Raw genomic sequence first — 24,519 nt, forward strand, 5'->3', positions numbered from 1 at the left:
GTCACTCTGCTCCGGCCGTGTCGGCTGCATCGGCCCGGACCCAGGCATCGACTTCGGAGACCTGGAACTTCCAGAGGCGTCCGACCCGGTGGGCAGGCATGCCCTTCGTGGCGATCCAGCTGTAGACGCTGTCCTTCGTGACGCCAAGATGTTCGGCGATGGCGTCAGCAGACACCCAGGGCTCGGTCACGGGGCTCACGCTAACGGGATCAAGTCGGATCTTTGCCGGTTTGGGGCAACCGCGCACTGTCAGTGCGCCAAACTCGGGCCATGGCCGCCCCTTCGTTCTCTTTAGCCGCCCCGCCGCTGCAGACATCGCTCGACCGGTTCGTCGCGATGCTGCGCATGCCACGCGACCTACTCGCCATCCATCCGCGGTCGAAAGGCAACTCGGGCAAGGCCGCAGCGCTCAACCCGGCCTTGGTGCTGGGTACGATCTCGGCCTTCGAGGGTTTCGTCGAGGACTTCATCGCGGTGGGTCTAGCCAAGCAGGGCGCAACGATGGGGGAGATTGCGAACGAGATCGGCAAGTGGAACAACCCTGACCTCCGAGAGTTCTCGACTCGAGTCGAGGCCCTGTTCGGCGGACCAGGCAAGAGCGTGACAGGTCGCCAGATCCGCATGAACATCAACACGCGCGCCGGTCACAGCACGTGGGCCGAGCGAGAGGTCGACTGGGCTGACGTTCTGCTGGACGCGTCGTCGTGGATGCAGGTGCGCCATGCTCTGACTCACGGTCTCGTTCCCTCGTGGAGCGACGTCCGGTGGCCACCGCCCTTGAGGAAGGACCCGAAGCGGCCGCCCGCCTCCCGGGTTCTGCGCAAGTCCGGCAATGGCCACACTCTCGTACTGCAGAACGCCCTGAACTGCTGCCGCATTTACACTTTGGGGGCGCAGCACGTTGCAGACAGGGCCGCGGCCTGGCTCGATGAAACGCTGGACTGGTCGAACTTTCCCGAGTTCAAGCTCAAGAAGAAGTGAGCGGCTGAGACGCCGGGTTGAGAGTGATCGATCACGGGTCCAGCGTGCCTCCCCCACCATTCCCCTAGGGGCCGATCTCAAACTCAACCGAGACACTCCAGCAAAGAACAAACCCCGAGACTGACCTGCGGTTTCTATCGGTGGAGCCTAGGGGACTCGAACCCCTAACCCCCTGCTTGCAAAGCAGGTGCGCTACCAATTGCGCCAAGGCCCCGTGGAACGGGAGTGCTCAGGCCTTGTCGACGTGGTCGGTGGCCTCGGCCCAGAGGGCCTGCTCGTGACGTCCCTCGTCGATCTTCTTCTTCGCGAAGACGGCACCGACGGCGGCCGCCAGGACCAGGAGGATCTTCTTCACGGTGTCTCCCAGGGATCGGGTCGGTGCGGTTGGTGGGCCTAAGAGGACTTGAACCTCTGACCTCTTCCTTATCAGGGAAGCGCTCTAACCGTCTGAGCTATAGGCCCGCACCCGGCAGCTGCCGGGGGTGGTCGCCGAACGACCGAGGTGGAGACTACCGGACCCCTGAGCGTCGGGACAAAACGGGATGGACCCCGCCCCGGACCGCCGTCCTCAGGGAGCGATCGGCCTCAGCGCTCGTCCTCCGCGAGGGTGACCTCGATGCCGCCCAGCAGGGCGGCGGCCATGTTGTAGAGGAAGGCGCCGAGCGTGGCGATCGCGGTCAGCAGGACGACGTCGATCACGGCGACGAGCATCGTGAAGCCGAGCACCCGGGAGGTCCCGACGTAGTCCTGGACGTTGAAGTCGGAGGGGTTCTGACCGCCGACGATGTCCTGGACCGTCTGGTTGATGGAGTCCCAGACGCCGGCGGCACCGAGCACCGACCAGACCATCAGGACGGAGACGACCGTGACGACGCCGAACGCGACCGACAGCAGGAACGCCGTCTTCATGACCGACCAGGGGTCGATGCGCGAGAGGCGCAGCCGAGCGCGACGCGGCGGCTTGCCGGACACGGCCGCCTTGCGGCTGGCCGACTTCGACTCCGGGTTGGCGTTCGCCCGGTGCTCGTCGGCGGCCTTGCTCAGCTTGGCCTGGATCCGCTCGGTGAGCGGGAGCCGGGTCACGGTGTCGTCGCTGCTGTCGCGGATCGCGGCGCGGGTGGAGGTGCGCTCGGCGGGGCGCTCGGTCATCAGTCCTCGCTCTCCCCAGCCTCAGCCGGGCCAGTCGGGTCGCTCGGGTCGGTCACGTCGGTCGCTTCGATTGTTGCATCCGCGTCGGCATCGACCGATTCGGCGGCCGGGGAGGGTACGCCGGTCTGGTCACCGGGCACGACCTCGCCCTCGGCGACCTCGTCCTCCAGCTTGGCCTCGACCGAGCGGGCCACGACGGCGACCGCGTCACCGGACTTGGGGGTCACGAACTTCACGCCCATGGTGCTGCGACCGGTGGCCCGGAACTGGTCGTTGATCGGGCTGCGCACGACCTGGCCGTTCTGGGTGATCGAGAGGATCTCGTCGCCCTCGACCACAATGAAGGCCCCGACGAGGACGCCGCGGTCCTCGTTCGCCAGCGACATCGCCTTGATGCCGATGCCTCCCCGCGACTGCAGGCGGTAGTCGGAGATCCGGGTGCGCTTGGCGAAGCCGCCGTCGGTGATCGTGAAGACGTACTGCTCCACGACGTCGGGCAGCTCGCCCGGGGCCGTCGACTCGCCGGCGGCCTGGGCCGCCTCGGCGGCGGCCTCCTCGGCCGCGACCTGCTCGGCGCGGATGACCGACATCGACAGCAGCGCGTCGCCGTCGCGGAACTTCATCCCCGAGACGCCCGAGGTGGCGCGGCCCATCGGGCGCAGCTGGGTGTCGTCGGCGCGGAAGCGGATCGCCTGGCCCTTGCGGGAGACCAGCAGGATGTCGTCCTCGGCGTTCACCAGCTCGGCACCGATCAGCTCGTCGTCGTCCTCGCGGAAGTTGATCGCGATGACGCCGGCCTGGCGCGGGCTGTTGTAGTCGCCGAGGCGGGTCTTCTTGACCAGGCCGGTCCGCGTCGCGAGGACGAGGTAAGGCGCCTGGTCGTAGTCCCGGATCGCCAGCACCTGGGCGATGTTCTCGTCCGGCTGGAAGCTCAGCAGCCCGGCGACGTGACCGCCCTTGGCGTCGCGCGACGCCTCGGGCAGGTTGTAGGCCTTCGTGCGGTAGACCCGGCCGGCCGTCGTGAAGAACAGCAGCCAGTGGTGGTTGGTCGTGGAGATGAAGTGCTCGACGACGTCGTCGCCGCGCAGGGTCGCCCCGCGCACGCCCTTGCCGCCGCGCTTCTGGGTGCGGTACTGGTCGGCGCGGGTGCGCTTCGCGTAGCCGCCGCGGGTGATCGACACGACGAGGTCCTCGTCGGGGATCAGGTCCTCCATCGAGAGGTCGCCGTCGGCGGCGATGATCTGGGTGCGCCGCTCGTTGCCGTACTTCTCGACGATCGCCTCGAGCTCGTCGGCCACGATCTGCCGCTGCCGGGTCTCGTTGGCGAGGATGTCCTCGAGGTCGGCGATGGTCAACTCGATCTCGGCGAGGTCGTCGATGATCTTCTGGCGCTGCAGGGCCGCGAGCCGGCGCAGCTGCAGGTCGAGGATCGCGATCGCCTGGATCTCGTCGATGTCGAGCATCTCGATCAGGCCGTCGCGGGCGTCGTCGACCTCGGGCGAGCGCCGGATCAGCGCGATCACCTCGTCGAGCATGTCGAGGGCCTTCACGAGGCCGCGCAGGATGTGCGCGCGGCGCTCGGCCTCGGCGAGCCGGAAGCGGGTGCGGCGCTGGATCACGTCGACCTGGTGGGTGACCCAGTTGCTGATGAACTGGTCGATCGTCAGCGTCCGCGGGACACCATCGACCAGGGCCAGCATGTTGGCGCTGAAGTTGGTCTGCAGCTCGGTGTGCTTGAGCAGGTTGTTGAGCACCACGCGGGCGACGGCGTCGCGGCGCAGCACGACCACCAGGCGCTGGCCGGTGCGGCCGGACGAGTCGTCGCGGACGTCGGAGATGCCCTGGACCTTGCCGGAGTCGGCGAGCTCGGCGATCTTGAGCGCCAGGTTGTCGGGGTTGACCATGTAGGGCAGCTCGGTGATCGACAGGCAGGTGCGCCCCTTGGCGTCCTCGTCGATCTCGATGACCGCGCGCTGGGTGACCGAGCCGCGGCCGGTGCGGTAGGCCTGCTCGATGCCCTCGCGGCCGACGATCAGCGCGCCGTTCGGGAAGTCGGGGCCCTTGATCCGCTCGACGAGCGCGTCCTGGAGCTCCTCGCGGCTGGCGTCGGGGTGGTCGAGCGCCCAGCGAGCACCGTCGGCGACCTCGCGCAGGTTGTGCGGCGGGATGCTGGTGGCCATGCCGACCGCGATGCCGGCCGAGCCGTTGACCAGCAGGTTCGGGTAGCGCGCCGGCAGCACGATCGGCTCCTGCGAGCGACCGTCGTAGTTCGGCTGGAAGTCGACCGTGTCCTGCTCGATGTCACGGACCATCTCGAGCGCGAGCGGGGCCATCCGGCACTCGGTGTACCGCATGGCGGCCGCCGAGTCGTTGCCCGGCGAGCCGAAGTTGCCCTGGCCGTTGACCAGCGGCGCGCGCATCACCCAGGGCTGCGCGAGGCGGACCAGGGTGTCGTAGATCGCGGTGTCGCCGTGCGGGTGGTACTGACCCATGACGTCACCGACGACGCGCGAGCACTTCGAGAAGCCGCGGTCGGGGCGGTAGCCCCCGTCGTACATCGCGTAGAGCACGCGACGGTGCACCGGCTTGAGGCCGTCGCGTACGTCGGGGAGCGCCCGCCCCACGATGACGGCCATCGCGTAGTCGATGTAGGCGCGCTGCATCGACGTCTGCAGCTCGATCGGCTCGATCCGCCCGCCGGGGCCGGAGCCCTCGCCGCCGGTCCCGAGGTTGCTGGGGGTCTCAGTCACGTGTCAGAACTCTCTGTCGGTCAGTCTCGTCGCGTCTACTCGGATCTAGGGATGTCGCTAGACACCTAGATATCGAGGAAGCGAACGTCTTTTGCATTGCGCTGGATGAAGGAGCGTCGCTGCTCGACGTCCTCGCCCATCAGGATCGAGAAGATCTCGTCGGCCTGCGCGGCGTCGTCCAGGGTCACCTGGAGCATCAGGCGCTGCTCGGGGTCCATCGTGGTGTCCCACAGCTCCTCGGCGTTCATCTCACCGAGACCCTTGTACCGCTGGACCGGGTTCTCCTTGGGCAGCTTGCGCCCGTTGGCGAGACCGTCGCGCATCAGCGCGTCGCGCTCGGCGTCGGAGTAGACGAACTCGTGGTCGGCCGGCTTGTTCCAGCGGATCCGGTAGAGCGGGGGCTGGGCCATGTAGACGTAGCCGTGCTCGATCAGCGGCTTCATGAAGCGGAACAGCAGCGTCAGCAGCAGGGTGTTGATGTGGTGGCCGTCGACGTCGGCGTCGGCCATCAGGACGACCTTGTGGTACCTCAGCTTCTCGAGGCTGAACTCCTCGTGGATGCCGGTGCCGAGCGCGGAGATGATCGCCTGGACCTCGGTGTTGGCGAGCACCTTGTCGATGCGGGCCTTCTCGACGTTCAGGATCTTGCCGCGGATCGGGAGGATCGCCTGGACCCGCGAGTCGCGGCCCTGGCGGGCCGAGCCGCCGGCGGAGTCACCCTCGACGATGAAGACCTCGCACTCGGCGGGGTTCGTCGACTGGCAGTCCGACAGCTTGCCGGGCAGGCCGCCGCCCCCGAGCAGGCCCTTGCGGCCGCGGGCCAGGTCGCGCGCCTTGCGGGCCGCGATCCGGGCGGACGCGGCGGCCTGGGACTTGCGGACGATGTCGCGACCCTCGGCGGGGTTCTTCTCCATCCAGTCGCCGAGCTGGTCGTTCATGATCCGCTGCACGAAGCCCTTGGCCTCGGTGTTGCCGAGCTTGGTCTTGGTCTGGCCCTCGAACTGCGGCTCGCCCATCTTGATCGAGATGATCGCGGTGAGGCCCTCGCGGATGTCGTCGCCCGAGACGCGGTCCTCGCGCTTCTTGATCAGGCCCCACTCCTCGCCCCAGTGGTTGACCAGACCGGTGAGCGCGGCGCGGAAGCCCTCTTCGTGGGTGCCGCCCTCGTGGGTGTTGATCGTGTTGGCGAAGGTGTGGACCGACTCGGTGAACGAGGTGTTCCACTGCATCGCGACCTCGAGGCTCATGTGGTTCTCCACGTGGTCCGGGGTCTCGGCCTCGAAGGCGATGATCGACGGGTTCGCCTTGTCCTTGCGCCGGTTGAGGTGCTCGACGTAGTCAACGAGGCCACGGTCGTAGCGGAAGACCCGCTCGATGCCGCCGCCCTCGCCGGCGCGGATCGCGTCGGCACCGGCCTGGTCGACCTCGTTGGCGATGGTGTCGTCCTCGACGGCCTCGAGCAGCTCGGCGGCGGCGGGGCGCTCGTCGCGGACCACGATCTCGAGGCCCTTGTTGAGGAAGGCGTACTCGCGGAAGCGGTTGGTGATGGTCTCGAAGGAGTACGTCGTGGTCTCGAAGATCTCCTCCGAGGCCCAGTAGGTCACGGTGGTGCCGGTGCGCTCGCCGGGCTCCATCTCGCGGATCATCTGCAGGTCGCCGTCGGGGACGCCGATCGTGAAGCTCTGGCGCCACAGGTGGCCACGGTTCTTGACGTCGACGGTCAGGTGGCTCGACAGCGCGTTCACCACGGAGACGCCGACGCCGTGCAGGCCGCCGGACACCTTGTAGCCGCCGCCGCCGAACTTGCCGCCGGCGTGCAGCATCGTGAGCGCCATCGTCACGGCCGGCATGTCGGCGCCGGGCGCGGTGTCGGTCGGGATGCCGCGCCCGTTGTCCTCGACGCGGATCGCGCCGTCGGCCATCAGGGTGACGACGATCCGGTCGCAGTGACCGGCCAGCGCCTCGTCGACCGCGTTGTCGACGATCTCCCAGATCAGGTGGTGCAGGCCGCGCTCACCGGTCGAGCCGATGTACATGCCCGGGCGCTTGCGCACCGCCTCGAGGCCCTCGAGGACCTGGATGGCGGAGGCGTCGTACGACGTGCCGGCGTCGGGCGCGGTGCCGCGCAGGGCCGGGGGCACGGTGTCGGCGACCGGGGTGGCGGCGGGATCCTCGACGGGGAGATCAACCGGGTTCTGGACGGGCTGTTCCTCGGCCACACACACCTCTTCGCACAGGGCGCCCGGCGCGGTGTGCCGGAGCGCTGACATACAGAGGGCCGCAACAGCAGACGCCGGCGACCTGAGCCCATGATAGCCCTCTGGAGGCCGTATTCCACGGTCCGACCCCCAGGAATGGGACCATCTGTGGACAAAACATGCCCCTGAGCGGGTCGTGAGGGCCTGCGAGACGCCCGATCAGGGGTGCGGATGGGTCCCCGTACGTCCCTGAGGCCCGCAGATCGGCAGTCCGGCCGCTGTGGCGTCCGGCCGGTCAGCCGTAGGTGTCGCGCGGACCGCGCCCGTCGCGCACCGAGCGGGGGCCCTTCTTCCAGGTCGGCAGGTGCGGTCCGACGACCTCGATGAGCGCGATGGTGCCGTGCCCGAGCTCCTCGTTGAGACGGCGTACGACGGTGGGCGCGAGCAGCTTGAGCTGGGTGGCCCAGGCCGTGGAGTCGGTGCGGACCACGAGCTTGCCGTCGGCGAAGGTCTCGGGGGTGCAGTGCTGGGCGACCTCGGCGCCGACCAGCTCGGCCCAGCGGCCGAAGACGCCGTGCACGCGCAGGTCGAGCTCCCAGCCGTGGTCGTCGACGAGCCGGCCGACCGTCAGGTCGAGCAGCTGCGGGTCGCGGTCGTCGGGGTGCGCTCCGGAGACCCGGCCTCGGATCCGGGTGTCGGGGCGGGTGCGGCGCCGCTTGGCCATCGGGGTGGAGCCGGCCATCGAGCGGGTGAGCGCACGGGCCAGGTCGAGGCCGTCGTCATGGTGCGGCTCGGGGGGCGTCGCCAGCGGGATGCCGCCCGGCCCGGTGGTCGGGGTGCCCGGGGAGTCCTCCGCCCCGGGGGCGGCAGGATCGGCGTCGGGGGAGTCGGGCGGCGCCCCGTCAGTCATCACGGCGTACCTCGCCGTTGCCGACCAGGAAGCGGGTCCCCGCCAGCGCCTCGGGCACGTCGCCGGCCACGGCCGCCGTCACGAGCACCTGCTCGGCGCCCGCCACGAGCTCGGCCAGCTGCGCGCGCCGCTCGGTGTCGAGCTCGGCGAAGACGTCGTCGAGGATCAGGATCGGGTCGTCGCCGTCCGCGCGGAGCAGGTCGTACGACGCCAGCCGGAGCGCCAGCGCGAACGACCACGACTCCCCGTGGGACGCGTAGCCCTTGACCGGCAGCCGCAGCCCGGTCTCGCCGGAGTCGGAGGGCGCGCTCTCGCCGGGGCCGTGGCCCAGGGTCAGGACCAGCTCGTCGCGGTGCGGCCCCACCAGCGAGATGCCGCGGTCGAGCTCGTCGTTGCGGCGCCGCTCGAGCTCGGCCAGCAGCGCGTCGGTGAGCGCGGAGCGGTCGAGCGTCGCGGGCAGCTCGAAGGAGGAGCGGTAGGCGATCTCGGCGTCGTCGCGCGACGCCCCCCGCGCGACGGTCTCGTAGGCCTTGCCGACGTAGGGCCGCAGCTGCTCGACGAGCTCGATCCGCTCGGCCAGCAGCTCCGCGCCGGTGCGGGCCAGGTGCGCGTCCCAGACGCCGAGCGTCGAGAGCGCACTCTCCTGCGAGGAGCTGCCGCGGCGCGCCTGGCCGGCGGTCTTGAGCAGCGAGTTGCGCTGGCGCAGCACTCGGTCGTAGTCGGAGCGGACGCCGGCGAGCCGCGGCGTGCGCAGCACCAGCAGGTCGTCGAGGAACTTGCGACGGTCCGACGGGTCGCCCTTGACCAGGGTCAGGTCCTCGGGGGAAAAGACCACGGTGCGGACCAGGCCGAGGAGCTCGCGGGCCCGGGGGAGCGGCGACCGGTTGATCCGGGCGCGGTTCGAGCGGCCGGGGTTGAGCTCGACCTCGAGGATCGCGGTGCGCCCGTCCTTGACCACCGCGGCCCGCACGATCGCCTGCTCGGTGCCGGCCCGCACCAGGGGCGCGTCGCTGGCGACCCGGTGCGAGGACAGCCGGGAGAGGTAGTCGATCGCCTCGACCAGGTTGGTCTTGCCCTGTCCGTTGCGGCCGATGAACGCCGTGACGCCCGGCTCCAGCGCGACGTCCGCGCTGGCGTACGAGCGGAAGTCGTGCAGGGTCAGGTGCGAGACGTACACGGCACGGGCATCAGGGGGTCGGGTTCGCGTCGCCGCCGACGGGCGGCTCGGTGTGCACGGCGTGACCGCCGAACTGGTTGCGCATGGCGGCGATCGCCTTCATGGCGGGGCTGTCGTCCTGGCGCGAGGTGAACCGGGCGAAGAGCGAGGCGGCGATGACGTTCATCGGCACGGCGTTGTCGATGGCCGCCTCGACGGTCCAGCGGCCCTCGCCCGAGTCGTCGGCGTAGCCCGAGAGCTTCTCGAGGTGGGTGTCGTCCTCGAGCGCGGCGACCAGCAGGTCGAGGAGCCAGGAGCGGATCACGGTGCCGGAGCGCCACGAGTCGAAGACCTCGGTGACGTTGTCGATCAGGTCGACCTTCTCGAGCAGCTCCCAGCCCTCGGCGTAGCTCTGCATCATGGCGTACTCGATGCCGTTGTGGACCATCTTGGCGAAGTGGCCGGCGCCGGGGTTCTTGCCGGCGTGCACGAAGCCACCCTCCTCCGGCTTGAGGGTGTCCAGGGCCGGCTGGACCTTCGCGACGTTCTCGTCGGAGCCGCCGCACATCAGCGCGTAGCCGTTCTTCAGGCCCCAGACGCCGCCGGAGACGCCGCAGTCGACGAACCCGACGCCCTGCCTGGCGAGCAGCTCGGCGTTCACGGCGTCGTCGGTGTACTTCGAGTTGCCGCCGTCGACGACCAGGTCGCCGTCACCGAGCAGCTCGCCGAGCGCCTTGACGGTCTCCCAGGTGGGGTCGCCTGCGGGCACCATCACCCAGACGACCTTGGGGGACGGCAGCTTCTCGACGAGCTCCTCGAGGCTCGCGACGTCGCTGACGTCGGGGTTGCGGTCGTAGCCGACGACGGTGTGCCCGCCGTCGCGCAGGCGGGTCCGCATGTTCCCGCCCATCTTGCCGAGTCCGACGAGGCCGATGTCCATGCGTTGAGTCCTTCGCGGTGAGCGGGTTACGAGAGCAGGCGGCGCGGCATGAGCAGGTAGCGGAAGGGCGAGTCCTCGTCGCCCTCACCGACCGAACCGCTGATGACCACCGGCTTGGAGGCCTGGGTGAAGGCGAGCTCGACCACGGACTGCTCGATGGCGCTCAGCCCGTCGAGCAGGAACTGCGGGTTGAACCCCGTGGTGATGTCCTCGCCCTCGATGGTCGCCTCGATCGACTCGGAGGCCTGGGCCTCGTCGCCGGAGCCGGCGTCCAGGGTGAGCACGCCGTCGCTGAAGGCCAGCTGCACGGCGGTGTTGCGCTCGGCCACGAGCGCGACGCGCTTGACCGACTCGATCAGCGCGGCGCGGTCGACCTTGGCCACGGTCTGGTGCTCGGCCGGGAACAGGCTGCGCACCTTGGGGAACTCCCCGTCGAGCAGGCGGGTGGTGGTCCGGCGTACGCCGCCGGGGGCCGCGCCCTCGAAGCCGATGATGCCCTCGCCCGAGCCGGAGGCGGCCAGCGCGATGGTGACCTCGCTGCCGGCGGTCAGCGACTTGGCCGTGTCGCCGAGCACCTTGGCGGGTACCAGGGCGGCGATCGACTCGTCGGGGGTCCGGGGGCTCCAGCCGACCTCGCGGTGGGAGAGCCGGAAGCGGTCGGTGGCCAGGAGCGAGATCGTCGAGCCGTCGATCTCGATCCGGACGCCGGTCAGGACCGGCAGCATGTCGTCGCGGCCGGCGGCCGTGACCGCCTGGGCGACGGCGTGCGCGAACTGGTCGCTCTGCACGGTGCCGGTGGCGGCGGGCATGTCGGGCAGCGACGGGTAGTCGTCGACCGGCATCGTCTGGAGGCTGAAGCGGGCCGAGCCGCAGGTCAGCGAGACCCGGGCGCCGTCGAGCACCATCTCGACCGGCTTGGCCGGGAGGCTGCGGCAGATGTCGGCGAGCAGGCGACCGCTGACCAGCGCGCGACCCTCGTCCGCGACGTCCGCCTTCAGCGTCGCCCGGGCGGAGGTCTCGTAGTCGAAGGTCGAGAGCACCAGGCCCTCGTCGCTCGCGTCGATGAGCAGACCGGCGAGGACGGGGACGCTGGGGCGGACCGGGAGGCTGCGAGCAGCCCAGGCGACGGCATCGGCGAGCACGTCGCGCTCGACGCGGAACTTCACGGTGGGCCCTTCGGTGGTGAGTCAGCAGCTTCTGGGAGGTGAATCCTGCCATGCGGGGCACGAGCGCGGGAGGTTCGGTGCGGTTTCTTGTGGTCCGGTACGCCGGCCGGCAGGTGTGCGGGGGAGCGGTCCGTCGGGGCTTGTCCACAGGTCGGGGCCCGGATGGATGTTTGCGAGTGATCGATCTGGTTGGAGGTGAGTCGTAGTCATAGCAACGGTGGAATCTGTGGAGAGACCGCATCGTCGCAGGTCAGCCCTCGCAACCGTGGTGCACAGGGGCTGTGGAGGAGCGGGACGACACGTCGCGGGGGGCTGTGCACTCGGCGGCCGCCGAGGGGGTTTCCCCCGGTTCGTCCACAGGCAGATCGAGGTCGTGTGCTCCGGGCCCACACCTCATCCACAGGCCGGCGAACCACACGAACCTGTCGTGCTGCGCGCCGTGGACGAGCCGCTCAGGACTGGCGGGCCTGCATCTTCACGCGGTTGGTGAGCTCGCTGACCTGGTTGAAGACGGCCCGGCGCTCGGCGAGTAGCTGGTTGATCTTGCGGTCGGCGTACATCACCGTCGTGTGGTCCCGGTTGCCGAACTGCGCGCCGATCTTGGGCAGCGAGAGGTCGGTGAGCTCGCGGCAGAGGTACATCGCGATCTGGCGGGCCATCACCAGGTGCCGGCCGCGGCTCGGGCCGGTGAGCTCCTCGATCGAGAGCCCGAAGTAGGCGGCCGTCTGGGCGATGATCAGCGCCGCGGTGATCTCCGGCTCGCCGCCCTCGGGGATCAGGTCCTTGAGCACGATCTCGGCCAGGGTCATGTCGACCTCCTGGCGGTTCAGGTTCGCGAACGCCGTCACCCGGATCAGCGCGCCCTCGAGCTCGCGGATGTTGGTCTGGATCTTCGAGGCGATGAACTCCAGCACGTCCGGCGGGGCGGTGAGCCGGTCCATCGCGGCCTTCTTGCGCAGGATCGCGATGCGGGTCTCGAGGTCGGGGGGCTGGACGTCGGTGATCAGTCCCCACTCGAACCGGTTGCGCAGCCGGTCCTCGAGCGCCTCGAGGCGCTTGGGCGCGCGGTCGGAGGTCAGCACGATCTGCTTGTTGGCGTTGTGGAGGGTGTTGAACGTGTGGAAGAACTCCTCCTGCGTCTGGGTCTTCCCCTCCAGGAACTGGATGTCGTCGATCAGCAGCACGTCCACGTCGCGGTAGCGCCGCTTGAAGCGGTCCTGCCGGTCGTCGCGGATCGCGTTGATGAACTCGTTGGTGAACTCCTCGCTGGAGACGTAGCGCACCTTGGCCCCGGAGTAGAGGCTGCGCACGTAGTGGCCGATCGCGTGGAGCAGGTGGGTCTTGCCCAGGCCGGAGTCGCCGTAGACGAGGAGCGGGTTGTACGCCTTGCCGGGTGCCTCGGCCACGGCGACGGCCGCGGCGTGGGGGAAGCGGTTCGACGAGCCGATGACGAAGGTCTCGAAGGTGTACTTCGGGTTGAGGCGGGTCTCCAGCGCGGTGGTCTGCCGCTGCAGGGACTCCTGGGACTCCGGCACCGGCACCGGCTGGGGGGCCCGCTCGAGCGGGTGCTGCTGGATTGTCGACATGTCGATCTCTCGACTCATCGGCTGGTCGATGTGCTCCACGGGCTCGGGCAGCGCCTGGTCGTCGAGCTGGGTGTTGACCGTCACCGCGATCCGGATCTCGCGGCCGAACGCGACGGCGAGCGCGTCCTCGAGCTGGCCGCGAAGCCGGCCCTCGAGCTGGCCGCGGGTGAACTCGTTGGGCACGGCGATGATCGCGGTGCTCTCGTGGAGGGTGACCGGCTCGCTGGCGCGCAGCCAGGCGCGCTGGTTCGGCTGGAGGTCGTCGACGACGCCCCGCCACGCCGTGGCGAGGTCCCGGTCGGTGTCGCGTCCGGGCTCCCGCCCGGGGTCCCTGCCGTTGCCAGTGTCCGAGGTGCTCTGGTCCACGGGTGCTGCCGCCTTCTGCTGTCGTCGCGCGTCGTCGGGACCCATGCTCTCCGCCGACCCCGCCGATGTGCAGGAGAATCCGGAAGTCCGAGCCCTGAGCCGATTTCTTTCCACAGCTTTGTCCACAAGCTGTGAACCCACCCCGTCCACTGTGGAGAGGATCGTCCCGGCAGGCCCGCGAACGCGTCCCGGATCAGCGTTTCCGCAGGTCAGATGGCCTGTGACCACCGTTGTGGCGGGGGTCACACCACCGGTCGACCTGGGGATGTCCGGGGGCTGCGGGCCCCGTCGGAAGGGGCGAACGTAACAAGGTGCGGGGGGCGGGAGCAAGACGTCATCCACAGGCTGGGGCGGACCCGGTCGCGGTGGGTTTGACCCTGTGGATTGCCAGCGCGTACCGTTGGCCGGTCACCCGGTGTCGACGGGTTGCCGCATGTCCACGGGACAGCACGACGTCCGTGGGTCTGCGGTGCCAGTTGAATGGGTCCCACCGCGCCGTCCGGCGTGGTGACCCGGCACTGCCGATCCGCCGGCGTGGCTGCCCCTGAACCACCATGGAGAGAAGCTCGTGAGCAAGCGTACGTACCAGCCGAACAACCGCCGCCGCCACAAGGTGCACGGATTCCGTCTGCGGATGCGCACCCGTGCGGGTCGCAGCATCCTGGCGTCGCGTCGCCGCAAGGGCCGCAAGAGCCTGGCCGTCTGAGGGCTGCTCCACACCTCGTGCTGCCTTCGGCCCACCGGCTGAGGGACGGCGACTCCTTTCGCACCGCGGTCCGCCGCGGCAGGCGGGCGGGTTCGCGGACCCTCGTGGTCCATCTCGTCGCCCCTGGCGACGGGGTGGACGCCTCGACCCCCCGGGTGGGCTTCGTGGTCAGCAAGGCCGTGGGCAACGCCGTCCTCCGCAACCGCGTGAAGCGCCGTCTCCGCCACCTCGCCCGGGAGCACGTCTCGACGCTCCCGGGCTCTGCTGTGCTCGTGGTCAGGGCGCTGCCGGCTGCGGCCGCGGCGTCCTACGAGGAACTCGGCGCCGACCTCACGCGTTCCCTCCACCGGGTGCTCCCATGAACGGGTGGACACGGTGAAGTACGTCCTGATCGGCCTGCTGCGGGCCTACCGCGCCCTGATCAGCCCGCTCTACGGGCAGGTCTGCCGCTACCACCCGTCCTGCTCGGCCTACGCACTCGACGCGGTGCGCGAGCACGACAGCCTGCGCGGCAGCTGGCTCGCCGTACGGCGCCTGGCCCGCTGCCATCCGTGGGCGGCCGGCGGCTACGACCCCGTCCCACCCCGTGTGCGCGCGGGAAGCCCCTCCATCCCCCAGCAAGGAGCCTGACCCGTGGGTATCTTCGGTGACATCGGCGGCTTCATCATGACGCCGCTGTACTACGTGATCTCGGTGATCCTGGTCGGGTTCCACACCCTGCTCAGCACCTTCATGGATCCCGACGGCGGTGCCACCTGGGTGCTGTCGATCGTCGGCCTCACGCTGGTCATCCGCACCGCGCTGATCCCGCTGTTCGTCAAGCAGATCAAGTCCAGCCGGAACATGCAGCTGATCCAGCCCAAGGTGAAGGAGCTGCAGAAGAAGTACGGCCACGACCGCGAGAAGCTCGCGGCCGAGACGATGAAGCTCTACAAGGACACGGGCACCAACCCGTTCGCGTCCTGCCTGCCGATCCTGCTCCAGATGCCGATCTTCCTGGCGCTGTTCCGCCTGCTCGACCAGGCTGCGAAGAACCAGAAGGCGCACGGCGTGCTGACCGTGGACCTGGCCAAGAAGTTCGGCGAGGCGAAGCTGTTCGGCTCGATCCCGATCAAGGACACCTTCCTCAAGGCGGACGGCAACACCGGCGTCATGGTGCTCGCGGCGATCCTCGTGGTGGGCATGACGGCCACGACGTTCCTCACCCAGCGCCAGCTGATGAGCAAGAACATGCCGGCCGACGCGCTCAGCGGGCCCTACGCCCAGCAGCAGAAGCTGCTCCTCTACGTCCTCCCCGTCGTCTTCGCCGTCGGTGGCGTGGCGTTCCCGATCGGCGTCCTCTTCTACTGGACCACCTCCAACCTGTGGACGATGGGCCAGCAGTTCTACGTGATCCGCAACAACCCGGCCCCGGGCACCCCCGCCGAGCAGGCGAAGAAGGACCGGGACGCGGCCAAGGCCGCGCGCCGCGGCGGCCCGGCCGTCGTCGAGGTGGCGCCCGAGCCCGAGCCGGAGCGCCGGCCGAACACCCGGCTGCAGCCGAAGAAGCAGTCCCGAGAGCAGCGCAAGAAGTCCGGTGGCAGGCCCACGGACACCCCGAAGAGCGAGGGAGACCAGCAGTGAGCGAGAACGACCTGTCGAGCGAGACCGAGGCGACCGACGAGCAGATCGAGCAGGGACAGCCCGCCGAGGAGCAGGGTCCCGAGGGGACCGCCGCGGACACGGCGCCGGCACCCCGGCTGGACCGCGTCCAGCAGCTCGAGCAGGAGGGCGACATCGCCGCCGACTACCTCGAGGAGCTGCTCGACATCGCCGACCTCGACGGTGACCTGGACATGGACGTCGAGGGCGACCGGGCGGCCGTCTCGATCGTCGGCGCCGACCTGCAGCAGCTCGTCGGTGCGCGTGGCGAGGTGCTCGACGCGCTGCAGGAGCTGACCCGGCTCGCGGTCTACCGCGAGACCGGTGAGCGCTCGCGGCTGATGCTCGACATCTCCGGTCACCGCGCCGCCAAGCGCGAGGAGCTGGTCGCGCTCGCCGAGAAGTCCATCGCGGAGGTCCGCGCCAGCGGCGAGTCCGTCTCGCTGGACCCGATGTCGCCGTTCGAGCGCAAGGTCGTCCACGACGCGGTCGCCGCGGCCGGGCTCAGCTCGGAGTCCGAGGGCGTGGAGCCGCGTCGCCACGTGGTGATCCTGCCCGCATGACCTCGGCCCACCCGACGGCCACGGGGTGACCCGGTGACCGACGACGTTTCACGTGAAACACCCTCCGTGCCCGCTGTGGCCCGGAGGGTGTTTCCGCATGACCGACTGGCTCTGGCCGAGCGGTACGCCGAGTTGCTGACCACCGAGGGAGTCGTCCGGGGTCTGATCGGCCCGCGCGAGGCGCCGCGGCTCTGGGACCGGCACCTGCTGAACTGCGCCGTGCTGGGCGAGCTGCTCCCCACGAACGCGACCGTGTGCGACATCGGCTCCGGCGCCGGCCTGCCCGGCCTGGTGCTCGGCATCGGCCGCCCTGACCTGCGGATCACGCTGGTGGAGCCGCTGCTGCGCCGCACGACCTTCCTGAGTGAGGTCGTCGACGAGCTGGGCCTGGACCACGTGGAGGTGGTCCGGGGTCGGGCCGACGCCCTGCACGGCGAGCGCCGCTTCGACGTAGTGACCTCGCGAGCCGTGGCGCCGCTCGAGCGGCTCCTCGGCTGGTCGATGCCGCTGGTGGCCGCGACCGGCGCTCTGGTGGCGATGAAGGGCTCCTCCATCAACGAGGAGATCGAGGTCGCGGCGCCGGTCCTCCGGGAGCTGGGCTGCGCCGACCCCGAGGTCCACGTGCTCGGCGAGGACCTGCCGGAGTCCACCACCGTCGCCGTGCGGGTGGCCTGGGCCGACCCGAGCCGCGTATCGTGGCCGCCTGCGGTTGGACGTGACCGGCAGCCGGCTCCCGGCGCCCGTCGTCCCCGCACCACATCGAAGCGGAGGCGGCGCGCGTGACGGAGGAGTCTCGTCCCGACGTCGCTCGCGACGTCGCTCCCGATGCGACCGACGCGCCACCCTCCCCCGGGTTATCCACCGGTGCGACTGAGCCTGACAGGCCTAGTTATCCACAGGTTGACCCCGTTCCTCCACAGCCCCCGACAGACAGCGACGCCCCCGTGGTTTCACGTGAAACATCCTCCGCCCGCCCCTTCACCGTGCGGACCGCCGGTGACCTCGCGGACGCCGGCCCGGTCTTCGACGACCACGCGACACCGCTGGCGCGGGCGGCCGAGCACTCGGTGCTCGCCCGACACGGTGCCCGGATGCGACCGTCGCTCCCCCGTCCCGCTGCCACCCGCGTCATCGTCGTGGCGAACCAGAAGGGCGGGGTAGGCAAGACGACGTCCACGGTGAACGTGGCGGCCGCCCTGGCCCAGCTGGGTCAGCGGGTCCTGGTCATCGACCTCGACCCGCAGGGCAACGCGTCGACGGCCCTCTCGGTCGAGCACCACCGCGGCGTTCCGTCGACGTACGACGCCCTCGTGGACGGTGTGCCCCTTGTCGACGTGATCACCCCGTGCCCGGAGGTGGAGAACCTCCACGTCGTGCCGGCCACGATCGACCTGGCCGGCGCCGAGATCGAGCTGGTGAGCGTGGTGGCGCGTGAGAACCGCCTGCACCGGGCGATCCACGGCCACCCCCTGGTCGGCACGGCCGAGGAGGCGGGTGAGGAGCGCTTCGACTTCGTGCTCATCGACTGCCCGCCCTCGCTGGGCCTGCTCACGCTCAACGCACTGGTCGCCGGCGCGGAGATGATGATCCCGATCCAGGCGGAGTACTACGCCCTGGAGGGGCTCGGTCAGCTGATCGAGACGGTGGACATGGTCAAGAAGCACCTCAACCCGCGGCTGGCGGTCTCCACGATCCTCGTCACGATGTACGACGCCCGGACCCGGCTCGCGGCCGGTGTCGCCGAGGAGGTCCGTGAGCACTTCGGCGACCTGGTCGTGAAGACGACGATCCCCCGCTCGGTGCGGGTGTCCGAGGCGCCGTCGTACGGCCAGACCGTGATGACCTACGATCCTGGCTCGCCGGGAGCCCTGTGCTACCTCGAGGCTGCCCGGGAGATCGCGACCAAGGGAGCACCCCAGTGAACGCCGGCAACACAGCCCGTCCCCCGCAGCGCCGTGGCCTCGGCCGCGGGCTGGGCTCCCTGATCCCGACCGCGCCCAGCGCGCCGCCCGTCGACGACACGCCCGCAGCGGGCCGCGTCCCCGACGCGTCCTCCTCCGCGGAGCAGGGTGGGCAGGGCGACGGAGGTGCTCCGGCGTCCTCCCCTGCGTCCCTGGAGTCCAGGGTGATCGCCGCGCCCGAGCAGGCGCCGGTCCCGGGCGCCTACTTCGCCGAGATCCCGGTCGGGCAGATCCAGCCCAACCACGTGCAACCTCGTCAGGTCTTCGACGAGGACGCGATGGCGGAGCTGGTGCACTCGATCCGCGAGGTCGGGCTGCTGCAGCCGATCGTCGTCCGCCGCACCGGTGACGAGGCCTTCGAGCTGGTCATGGGTGAGCGGCGCTGGCGCGCCTCGCAGGAGGCGGGGCTCACCGCGATCCCGGCGATCGTCCGGGAGACCGAGGACACCGACATGCTCCGGGACGCGCTCCTGGAGAACCTGCACCGCTCGCAGCTCAACCCCCTCGAGGAGGCGGCGGCCTACGCCCAGCTCCTGGAGGACTTCGGCTGCACCCACGAGGAGCTGGCCACCCGGATCGGCCGCTCGCGCCCGCAGATCAGCAACACCCTGCGCCTGATGAAGCTCAGCCCCGCGGTCCAGCGCCGCCTGGCCGCCGGTGTGCTCTCCGCCGGCCACGCCCGCTCGCTGCTGGCCGTCGACGACGCCGAGGTGCAGGACCGTCTGGCCCAGCGGGTCGTGGCCGAGGGCATCAGCGTCCGCGGGCTCGAGGAGATCGTCGCCGTCGGCGACCACGGCTCCGCCACCCCGCGGGTCCCCCGCCGCAGGCCCACCGCCCCCGGGCTGGCCGACCTCGCCGACCGGCTCTCGGACCGCCTGGAGACTCGGGTCAAGGTCGACCTCGGCAAGAGCAAGGGCAAGATCACCGTCGAGTTCGCCTCACTGGAGGACCTCCAGCGGATCGTCGACGTGATGGACCCCCGCAACCGGGACGACCGCCCGATCTGAGGCCCGGTCCTGGGCTGCCGCGACCGCCCTCGGCCGCGGCCTCGGGCGCTGTGTGTTGGCGGCCCGGCGGTCGCTCGAACGCGATAGTCCGACACGAATCCGTCGTCCCGGGACCGGGCTGACAGCAAGAACGTGTCGGACTATCCCGCCACGCCCCCGCACCCGAGCGTCTCGACGCCGGGAACCCATTGATCTAACGACTTAGCAATAAGTCCATAAGTCGACAAACCGACGAAACGTCATGCCGACGGATGTTTCACGTGCAACCAGCGGGGCTCAGCTCTTCGCGGCGCGTTTGGCCGCACGCTTGGCGGCCCGCTCCCGCTTCTCGGCGGCGTCGAGGGCGGCCGCCTCCTCGAGCGTGGGGGCCGTGCCGCCGTGGCGGGCGGGGACCCACCAGGCACCGGGGGGCTGCTCGTCGGCGGGGTACTCCGCGATTGCGGTGTCGAGCATGCCGGACATGATGCGGTGCAGCTCGGCGGTCTGCTCCACGGCGTTCTCCGTGGTGGGGTGCAGCGGGTCGCCGACGTGGATCGAGATGGTCTTGCCGCGCGAGAAGTCCTTCTCGTGGTCCTTGGTCATCATCCGCTGCGTTCCCCAGAGGATGACCGGCACGAGGGGGACGCCGGCCTCGGCGGCGATGCGCACGGCGCCGGACTTGAACTCCTTGAGCTCCATCGCCCGGGAGATCGTGGCCTCGGGGAAGATGCCGACGGCCTCGCCGGCCTTGAGGTAGTCCACGGCGGTGCGGTACGACGCCAGGCCCTCGCCCCGGTCGACCTCGATGTGGTGCAGCGACCGCATCAGCGGGCCGGTGTACTTGTGGTCGAAGAGCTCGCGCTTGGCCATGAACCGCACCAGGCGGCCCGAGGGGTTCGCGGCGAACCCGCCGTAGATGAAGTCGACGTACCCGATGTGGTTGAACGCCAGCATCACGCCGCCCTCGCGGGGCACGTTCTCCGTCCCGGTCATCTGGAAGCGCTGGCCGAGCACCTTGAAGGCGGTCTTGGCCGTGACGATGATCGGGGGATAGGTGATGTCGCGCATGCGCTGAGCCTAGGGGCAGCGTGGGAGCCCCGGCACCCGCCAGGGGGAGCGTCTCGCGGGACCGCTCAGCGGCGCATGGCGAGGAAGTCGGCGATCCGGCCGATCGCCTCCTCGAGCACGGCCACGTCCGGCAGCGTGACGAGCCGGAAGTGGTCGGTCTCGGGCCAGTTGAACCCGGTGCCGTGGGTGACCAGGAGCTTCTTGGCCCGGAGCAGCTCGATGACGAACTTCTCGTCGTCGTCGATGGGGTAGACCTCGGGGTCGAGCCGGGGGAAGCAGTACAGCGCGCCGCGCGGCTTGACGCTGGAGACGCCCGGGATCTCGTTGAGCAGTCGGTGCGCGAGCATGCTCTGCTCGTAGTACCGACCGCCGGGACCGATCAGCTCCTCGACGGACTGGTAGCCGCCCAGGGCGGTCTGGATCGCGTGCTGCGCCGGGACGTTCGAGCACATCCGCATGTTGGCGATGAGCGTGAGCCCCTCGAGGAAGTCGGTGGCCATCTCCCTGGGCCCCGAGATCATCACCCAGCCCGCGCGGTAGCCGCACACGCGGTAGGCCTTCGAGAGGCCGCTGAAGGTCAGGCAGAGCACGTCGTTGCCGGCGTACGTCGCGGCGTGGTGGTGGACCGCGTCCTCGAAGAGGATCTTCTCGTAGATCTCGTCCGCGAAGACCACGAGCTCGTGGCGGCGCGCGATGTCGATCAGGCCCTTGACCGTGGCGTCGCTGTAGACCGCGCCCGTGGGGTTGTTCGGGTTGATGATGACGAGGCCGTGGGTGTTCTCGGTGATCTTGGCCTCGATGTCGGCGAGGTCCGGGTTCCACTCGTTCGCCTCGTCGCAGCGGTAGTGCACCGCGGTGCCGCCGGCGAGCGTGATCGCGCCGGTCCACAGCGGGTAGTCCGGGGCGGGGACGAGGATCTCGTTGCCGTCGTCGAGGAAGGCCTGGAGCACCATCGAGATCAGCTCGGAGACGCCGTTGCCGATGAAGACGTCCTCGACGGAGGTCTCGCGCAGCCCGTGCGACTGGTAGTAGTTCATCACCGCGGTGCGGGCCGACCAGATGCCCTGCGAGTCGGCGTACCCCTGCGACTTCGGCAGGTGGTGGATGATGTCGGCGAGGATCGCCTCGGGGGCCTCGAAGCCGAACGGTGCGGTGTTGCCGATGTTGAGCTTGAGGATCCGGTGGCCCTCGGCCTCGAGCCGCTGGGCCTCGACCAGGATCGGACCCCGGACGTCGTAGCGGACGTTCTGCAGCTTCTTGCTCTGTCGGATCGGGCGCACGGCGTCATCCTGTCAGGCCCGCTGCGGGCCTGCGGGGGAGATACCGCGCCCTGATACCCCCGCGGGGCCGCCCGGGCGTCCTAGCATGGGTGGCAGGCGTCGTCGGCGGCCCCTGCCGGCGCGCGGGAGGGCACCATGTCGCGCAGGATCGTCCGGCTCACCCTGGACCACCTCGACGCCCTGGCGACGCCGTGCCGGTCCTGCCTGTTCTGGGAGCTCGACCCCGTCCGGCGGGCCCGGGTCGACGACGCGTGCGGCGAGAAGGACGCCTGGGTGTCGGAGGTGCTCCGCGAGTGGGGCTCCTGCGGCCGGGTCGCGCTCGTCGACGACCGACCGGTGGGCTTCGTCGTCTACGCCCCCCAGGCGTTCGTGCCCGGGGCGTCCGGCTTCCCGACGTCGCCGGTCTCGCCGGACGCGGTGCTGGTGACCACGGCGTACGTCGATCCCGCGCACGCCCGGGGCGGACTCGGGCGGATGCTGGTCCAGGGCATGGCGCGCGACCTGATCGAGCGCGGCGGGATCCGGGCCGTCGAGGCGTTCGGGGACATCCGCGGCGCCGGGCGCTGCGCGCTGCCGGTCGACTTCCTCGGCAGCGTGGGCTTCAAGACCCAGCGGGCGCACGCGACGACGCCCCGGATGCGGATGGAGCTGCGCTCCGCGCTGACCTGGAAGGACGAGCTCGAGACGGCCCTGGAGCGGCTGCTCGGAGCGGTCCGCCCGGGGAAGAAGCAAGCGCCCGCCCCCGCGCCGAAGGCGACGAGGAGCGGGCGCTCGGTGCTCTGAGCCCGGAGGGGCGATCAGGCGATGTAGTCGGCCAGCTCGTTGAGGATCGCGGCCTTGGGCCGGGCTCCGACGATGGTCTTGACGACCTCGCCACCCTGGTAGACGTTGATCGTCGGGATGCCGGTGACGCGGTACGACGAGGGGGTGACCGGGTTCTCGTCGACGTTCATCTTGAGGAACGTGATCTTGTCGCCGTGGGCGGTCGCGATCTCGTCGAGGATCGGGGCGACCTGGCGGCACGGGCCGCACCACTCCGCCCAGAAGTCCACGAGGACCGGCTTGTCGGACTTGAGGACCGTCGCCTCGAACTCGGCGTCGGTCACGGCAGCGATGTTCGCCACGGGCACTCCTTAGGTGATCGGTGAGGTCTGTCTCCAGTCAACACCAGGTCGGGGACGCTTGTTCCCGGCCCGGGTCGACGGGCGTGGTGGGTCGAGCGGTCAGAGACCGGCGGTCTTGACCGACTCCGAGGCGGCTCCGGCGGCGACGGCCTCCTGGGCCTGGCCCTGCGTGGCGGCGCTGTGGTCGAGCTCGGCGAGGTAGCGCTCGGCGTCCAGCGCGGCGGCGCAGCCGGTGCCGGCGGCGGTGATGGCCTGCCGGTAGTGGTGGTCCACCAGGTCGCCGGCCGCGAAGACGCCGGGCTGGTTGGTCGCCGTGGAGGGGTGCTCCACGAGGACGTAGCCGTTGTCGTCGAGGTCGATCTGGCCGGTGAGCAGCTCGGAGCGCGGGTCGTGGCCGATCGCGATGAACAGGCCGGTCGCGTCGAGGTTGCGGGTCTCGCCGGTCACGGTGTCCTTGAGGGTCAGCGACTCGAGGCGGTCCTCGCCGTTGATCTCCTCGATGACGGAGTTCCACACGATGTCGAGCTTGGGGTCGGCGAAGGCCCGCTCCTGCATGATCTTCGAGGCGCGCAGCTCGTCGCGGCGCACGATCAGCGAGACCTTGGAGCCGAAGCGCGTGAGGAAGGTGGCCTCCTCGATGGCGGAGTCGCCGCCCCCGACCACGGCGATGTGCTGCTCGCGGAAGAAGAAGCCGTCGCAGGTCGCGCACCAGGACACCCCGCGGCCGGAGAGCTCCTCCTCGCGGGGGAGGCCCAGCTTGCGGTAGCCGGAGCCGGTCGCGAGCACGATGGACCGCGCGGTGTAGGTGTCGGTCGCCGTCTTCACGGTCTTGACCTCACCGGTGAGGTCCACCTCGACGATGTCGTCGGCGACCAGCTCGGCGCCGAAGCGCTCGGCCTGCGCGCGCATCTCGTCCATCAGGGCCGGTCCCATGATGCCGTCGCGGAAGCCGGGGAAGTTCTCCACCTCGGTGGTGTTCATCAGCGCCCCGCCGGCGGTCACCGAGCCCTCGAAGACGAGGGGGGCCAGGCTCGCGCGGGCGGCGTACACCGCGGCGGTGTAGCCGGAGGGGCCGGAGCCGATGATGATGACGTTGCGGGTGTCGGACATGGAGTGGAACTCTCCTCTTTCGGTGGACCTCGACACAACCGATCGTAGGCGAGCGGCATTCCCCGCGGCGGGCAGCGTCAGGGCGCGGGCAGCGTGGTGGAGCGCAGCACCACGGAGCTGCCGCAGCCGTACAGGTCGACGACCTGGGTGTCGCCCATCGCCCGGCGGAAGACCAGCACGCCGGGATCCCCGGCGTAGATGACCGGGACGAACACGCCGGCGCCCCAGTCCGCGGGCTCGCAGACGAAACCGCTGGTCGACGCGAGGGCCCCTGCCCCGGCCTCCTCGCTCCGCAGCCCTTCCGCGGAGTAGGCCGAGGGGTTGTCGAGGATCGCGTTCAGCTGCAGGGCCCGCGAGCGCAGCCGGCGGATGTCCGTCGAGAAGTCCTTCTCCGACAGCGGGCGCGGCGCGGGGAGGGCGTACGTCACCTTCCCGTCGGTCGGGCTCGCCTGCTCGGCCAGCGATCCGCCCGCCTCCTTGCGGCTGGTGTCCGAGCCCGCGGCCTCCGGGGCGTCGCCGGCTCCCGCCGAGTCGGCGCTGGTCGCCGAGCCGTCGCTGCCGGACAGCTGCGGCAGCACCTGGCCGAGCCCGATCCCGACGGCGACGACGGCCGCGGCGGCGACGAGGAGGGTGGCCACCCGACGGCGGCGGTGCGAGGCGAGGTCGACCACGGGGGCGGGGTCGGCGTGCCCGCCGGCCGCGAGCTCGGCCAGCACGCGGTCGAGCCGCGCGGCGACGTCGCCGGGGACCGGCTCGGCGAGGCGTGCGTCGGCGAGCATCCGGCGTACGTCGCGCTCCTGCTCCGGCGTGAGACCGGGCTCGTCGGAGGCCCCGTCGGCGTCGTCGTACGGCTGGTCGGTCGGCTCGGTCATCGGGGT

General features: G+C 70.4%; 25 protein-coding genes and 2 tRNA genes. 10 read left to right on the plus strand and 17 right to left on the minus strand.

Features of this window, described 5'->3' with window-relative positions; translation table 11 throughout:
* Position 1: 1 nt before the first annotated feature.
* Positions 2-190, minus strand: a complete 189-nt coding sequence (locus H5V45_RS22670) for an excisionase family DNA-binding protein (protein WP_185253037.1) — start codon at positions 188-190, stop codon at positions 2-4.
* Between the two features lie 80 nt (positions 191-270).
* Here H5V45_RS22670 and H5V45_RS11450 point away from each other — a divergent pair, with 80 nt between their 5' ends.
* Complete coding sequence (locus H5V45_RS11450) at positions 271-981, plus strand: hypothetical protein (protein WP_185253038.1); 711 nt, start codon at positions 271-273, stop codon at positions 979-981.
* Between the two features lie 141 nt (positions 982-1,122).
* Here H5V45_RS11450 and H5V45_RS11455 read toward each other — a convergent pair.
* From H5V45_RS11455 to dnaA, 11 genes are all read right to left on the minus strand, one after another.
* Positions 1,123-1,195, minus strand: a tRNA-Ala gene (locus H5V45_RS11455).
* 15 nt (positions 1,196-1,210) lie between these two features.
* Positions 1,211-1,336: a DLW-39 family protein gene (locus H5V45_RS21550; protein ID WP_221633990.1), complete on the minus strand. Its 126-nt coding sequence runs from the start codon at positions 1,334-1,336 to the stop codon at positions 1,211-1,213.
* Positions 1,337-1,366: 30 nt separating this feature from the next.
* A tRNA-Ile gene (locus H5V45_RS11460) sits at positions 1,367-1,443 on the minus strand.
* Positions 1,444-1,566: 123 nt separating this feature from the next.
* Entirely contained in the window at positions 1,567-2,130 is a 564-nt protein-coding gene (locus H5V45_RS11465) for a DUF3566 domain-containing protein (protein WP_185253039.1), read from the minus strand.
* Positions 2,130-4,793, minus strand: coding sequence for a DNA gyrase subunit A (gene gyrA / locus H5V45_RS11470; protein WP_221634466.1), 2,664 nt, complete (start codon positions 4,791-4,793; stop codon positions 2,130-2,132). The genes H5V45_RS11465 and gyrA overlap by 1 nt, the downstream gene beginning before the upstream one ends.
* A 152-nt stretch (positions 4,794-4,945) precedes the next feature.
* Complete coding sequence (gene gyrB / locus H5V45_RS11475; protein ID WP_425491435.1) at positions 4,946-7,099, minus strand: DNA topoisomerase (ATP-hydrolyzing) subunit B; 2,154 nt, start codon at positions 7,097-7,099, stop codon at positions 4,946-4,948.
* Between the two features lie 274 nt (positions 7,100-7,373).
* On the minus strand, positions 7,374-7,988 hold the full coding sequence (locus H5V45_RS11480; RefSeq protein WP_185253042.1) for a DciA family protein: 615 nt from the start codon (positions 7,986-7,988) through the stop codon (positions 7,374-7,376).
* Complete coding sequence (recF, locus tag H5V45_RS11485; protein ID WP_185253043.1) at positions 7,981-9,165, minus strand: DNA replication/repair protein RecF; 1,185 nt, start codon at positions 9,163-9,165, stop codon at positions 7,981-7,983. The genes H5V45_RS11480 and recF overlap by 8 nt, the downstream gene beginning before the upstream one ends.
* 10 nt (positions 9,166-9,175) lie before the next feature.
* Positions 9,176-10,084 carry a phosphogluconate dehydrogenase (NAD(+)-dependent, decarboxylating) gene (gene gnd, locus H5V45_RS11490; RefSeq protein WP_185253044.1) on the minus strand — a complete coding sequence of 303 codons (909 nt, stop codon included), beginning with the start codon at positions 10,082-10,084 and terminating at the stop codon, positions 9,176-9,178.
* Positions 10,085-10,110: 26 nt separating this feature from the next.
* Positions 10,111-11,250 (minus strand): DNA polymerase III subunit beta, encoded by a 1,140-nt coding sequence (dnaN, locus tag H5V45_RS11495; RefSeq protein WP_185253045.1) that lies wholly within the window; start codon positions 11,248-11,250, stop codon positions 10,111-10,113.
* Between the two features lie 452 nt (positions 11,251-11,702).
* Positions 11,703-13,247: a chromosomal replication initiator protein DnaA gene (dnaA, locus tag H5V45_RS11500; RefSeq protein WP_185253046.1), complete on the minus strand. Its 1,545-nt coding sequence runs from the start codon at positions 13,245-13,247 to the stop codon at positions 11,703-11,705.
* A 523-nt stretch (positions 13,248-13,770) separates the two neighbouring features.
* Here dnaA and rpmH point away from each other — a divergent pair.
* From rpmH to H5V45_RS11540, 8 genes are all read left to right on the plus strand, one after another.
* Entirely contained in the window at positions 13,771-13,908 is a 138-nt protein-coding gene (gene rpmH / locus H5V45_RS11505) for a 50S ribosomal protein L34 (RefSeq protein WP_185253047.1), read from the plus strand.
* A 17-nt stretch (positions 13,909-13,925) separates the two neighbouring features.
* Entirely contained in the window at positions 13,926-14,270 is a 345-nt protein-coding gene (gene rnpA / locus H5V45_RS11510) for a ribonuclease P protein component (protein ID WP_185253048.1), read from the plus strand.
* A 4-nt stretch (positions 14,271-14,274) separates the two neighbouring features.
* A complete protein-coding gene (gene yidD, locus H5V45_RS11515) occupies positions 14,275-14,538 on the plus strand; it encodes a membrane protein insertion efficiency factor YidD (RefSeq protein WP_185253049.1) in 264 nt (87 codons plus the stop codon).
* 36 nt (positions 14,539-14,574) lie between these two features.
* Positions 14,575-15,531, plus strand: coding sequence for a membrane protein insertase YidC (yidC, locus tag H5V45_RS11520; protein WP_221634471.1), 957 nt, complete (start codon positions 14,575-14,577; stop codon positions 15,529-15,531).
* A complete protein-coding gene (locus tag H5V45_RS11525) occupies positions 15,528-16,112 on the plus strand; it encodes a Jag family protein (RefSeq protein ID WP_343061527.1) in 585 nt (194 codons plus the stop codon). The genes yidC and H5V45_RS11525 overlap by 4 nt, the downstream gene beginning before the upstream one ends.
* 87 nt (positions 16,113-16,199) lie before the next feature.
* Positions 16,200-16,895: a 16S rRNA (guanine(527)-N(7))-methyltransferase RsmG gene (gene rsmG / locus H5V45_RS11530; RefSeq protein ID WP_343061528.1), complete on the plus strand. Its 696-nt coding sequence runs from the start codon at positions 16,200-16,202 to the stop codon at positions 16,893-16,895.
* 161 nt (positions 16,896-17,056) lie between these two features.
* Positions 17,057-18,034, plus strand: coding sequence for a ParA family protein (locus H5V45_RS11535; protein WP_343061529.1), 978 nt, complete (start codon positions 17,057-17,059; stop codon positions 18,032-18,034).
* Positions 18,031-19,080, plus strand: coding sequence for a ParB/RepB/Spo0J family partition protein (locus H5V45_RS11540; protein ID WP_343061530.1), 1,050 nt, complete (start codon positions 18,031-18,033; stop codon positions 19,078-19,080). The genes H5V45_RS11535 and H5V45_RS11540 overlap by 4 nt, the downstream gene beginning before the upstream one ends.
* A 276-nt stretch (positions 19,081-19,356) precedes the next feature.
* Here H5V45_RS11540 and H5V45_RS11545 read toward each other — a convergent pair whose 3' ends face one another.
* Both H5V45_RS11545 and H5V45_RS11550 read right to left on the minus strand, forming a co-directional pair.
* Positions 19,357-20,127, minus strand: a complete 771-nt coding sequence (locus H5V45_RS11545; protein WP_185253052.1) for a lysophospholipid acyltransferase family protein — start codon at positions 20,125-20,127, stop codon at positions 19,357-19,359.
* Between the two features lie 65 nt (positions 20,128-20,192).
* Complete coding sequence (locus H5V45_RS11550) at positions 20,193-21,407, minus strand: aminotransferase class I/II-fold pyridoxal phosphate-dependent enzyme (protein WP_185253053.1); 1,215 nt, start codon at positions 21,405-21,407, stop codon at positions 20,193-20,195.
* Positions 21,408-21,542: 135 nt separating this feature from the next.
* Here H5V45_RS11550 and H5V45_RS11555 point away from each other — a divergent pair, with 135 nt between their 5' ends.
* Complete coding sequence (locus H5V45_RS11555) at positions 21,543-22,190, plus strand: GNAT family N-acetyltransferase (RefSeq protein ID WP_185253054.1); 648 nt, start codon at positions 21,543-21,545, stop codon at positions 22,188-22,190.
* 14 nt (positions 22,191-22,204) lie between these two features.
* Here H5V45_RS11555 and trxA read toward each other — a convergent pair whose 3' ends face one another.
* The 3 genes from trxA to H5V45_RS11570 form a co-directional block, all read right to left on the minus strand.
* Positions 22,205-22,531 carry a thioredoxin gene (trxA, locus tag H5V45_RS11560; RefSeq protein WP_343061531.1) on the minus strand — a complete coding sequence of 109 codons (327 nt, stop codon included), beginning with the start codon at positions 22,529-22,531 and terminating at the stop codon, positions 22,205-22,207.
* 99 nt (positions 22,532-22,630) lie between these two features.
* The gene (gene trxB / locus H5V45_RS11565) at positions 22,631-23,641 is read right to left on the minus strand and encodes a thioredoxin-disulfide reductase (protein ID WP_185253055.1); all 1,011 of its coding nucleotides are present in this window, start codon (positions 23,639-23,641) and stop codon (positions 22,631-22,633) included.
* Positions 23,642-23,718: 77 nt separating this feature from the next.
* Positions 23,719-24,513, minus strand: a complete 795-nt coding sequence (locus H5V45_RS11570) for a hypothetical protein (RefSeq protein WP_185253056.1) — start codon at positions 24,511-24,513, stop codon at positions 23,719-23,721.
* Positions 24,514-24,519: the final 6 nt, after the last annotated feature.

Origin of the sequence: Nocardioides luti (assembly GCF_014212315.1) — a bacterium.
GTDB classification, from domain to species: Bacteria; Actinomycetota; Actinomycetes; order Propionibacteriales; family Nocardioidaceae; genus Nocardioides; species Nocardioides luti.

Excerpts from the sequence above, each read along its gene's own strand:
- H5V45_RS11450 (WP_185253038.1), top strand. The coding sequence starts at position 271 with ATGGCCGCCCCTTCGTTCTCTTTAGCCGCCCCGCCGCTGCAGACATCG.
- H5V45_RS11465 (WP_185253039.1), bottom strand. The coding sequence starts at position 2,130 with ATGACCGAGCGCCCCGCCGAGCGCACCTCCACCCGCGCCGCGATCCGC.
- gyrA (WP_221634466.1), bottom strand. The coding sequence starts at position 4,793 with ATGCAGCGCGCCTACATCGACTACGCGATGGCCGTCATCGTGGGGCGG.
- H5V45_RS11480 (WP_185253042.1), bottom strand. The coding sequence starts at position 7,988 with ATGACTGACGGGGCGCCGCCCGACTCCCCCGACGCCGATCCTGCCGCC.
- gnd (WP_185253044.1), bottom strand. The coding sequence starts at position 10,084 with ATGGACATCGGCCTCGTCGGACTCGGCAAGATGGGCGGGAACATGCGG.
- dnaA (WP_185253046.1), bottom strand. The coding sequence starts at position 13,247 with ATGGGTCCCGACGACGCGCGACGACAGCAGAAGGCGGCAGCACCCGTG.
- yidC (WP_221634471.1), top strand. The coding sequence starts at position 14,575 with ATGACGCCGCTGTACTACGTGATCTCGGTGATCCTGGTCGGGTTCCAC.
- H5V45_RS11545 (WP_185253052.1), bottom strand. The coding sequence starts at position 20,127 with ATGCGCGACATCACCTATCCCCCGATCATCGTCACGGCCAAGACCGCC.
- H5V45_RS11555 (WP_185253054.1), top strand. The coding sequence starts at position 21,543 with ATGTCGCGCAGGATCGTCCGGCTCACCCTGGACCACCTCGACGCCCTG.
- trxB (WP_185253055.1), bottom strand. The coding sequence starts at position 23,641 with ATGTCCGACACCCGCAACGTCATCATCATCGGCTCCGGCCCCTCCGGC.
- H5V45_RS11570 (WP_185253056.1), bottom strand. The coding sequence starts at position 24,513 with ATGACCGAGCCGACCGACCAGCCGTACGACGACGCCGACGGGGCCTCC.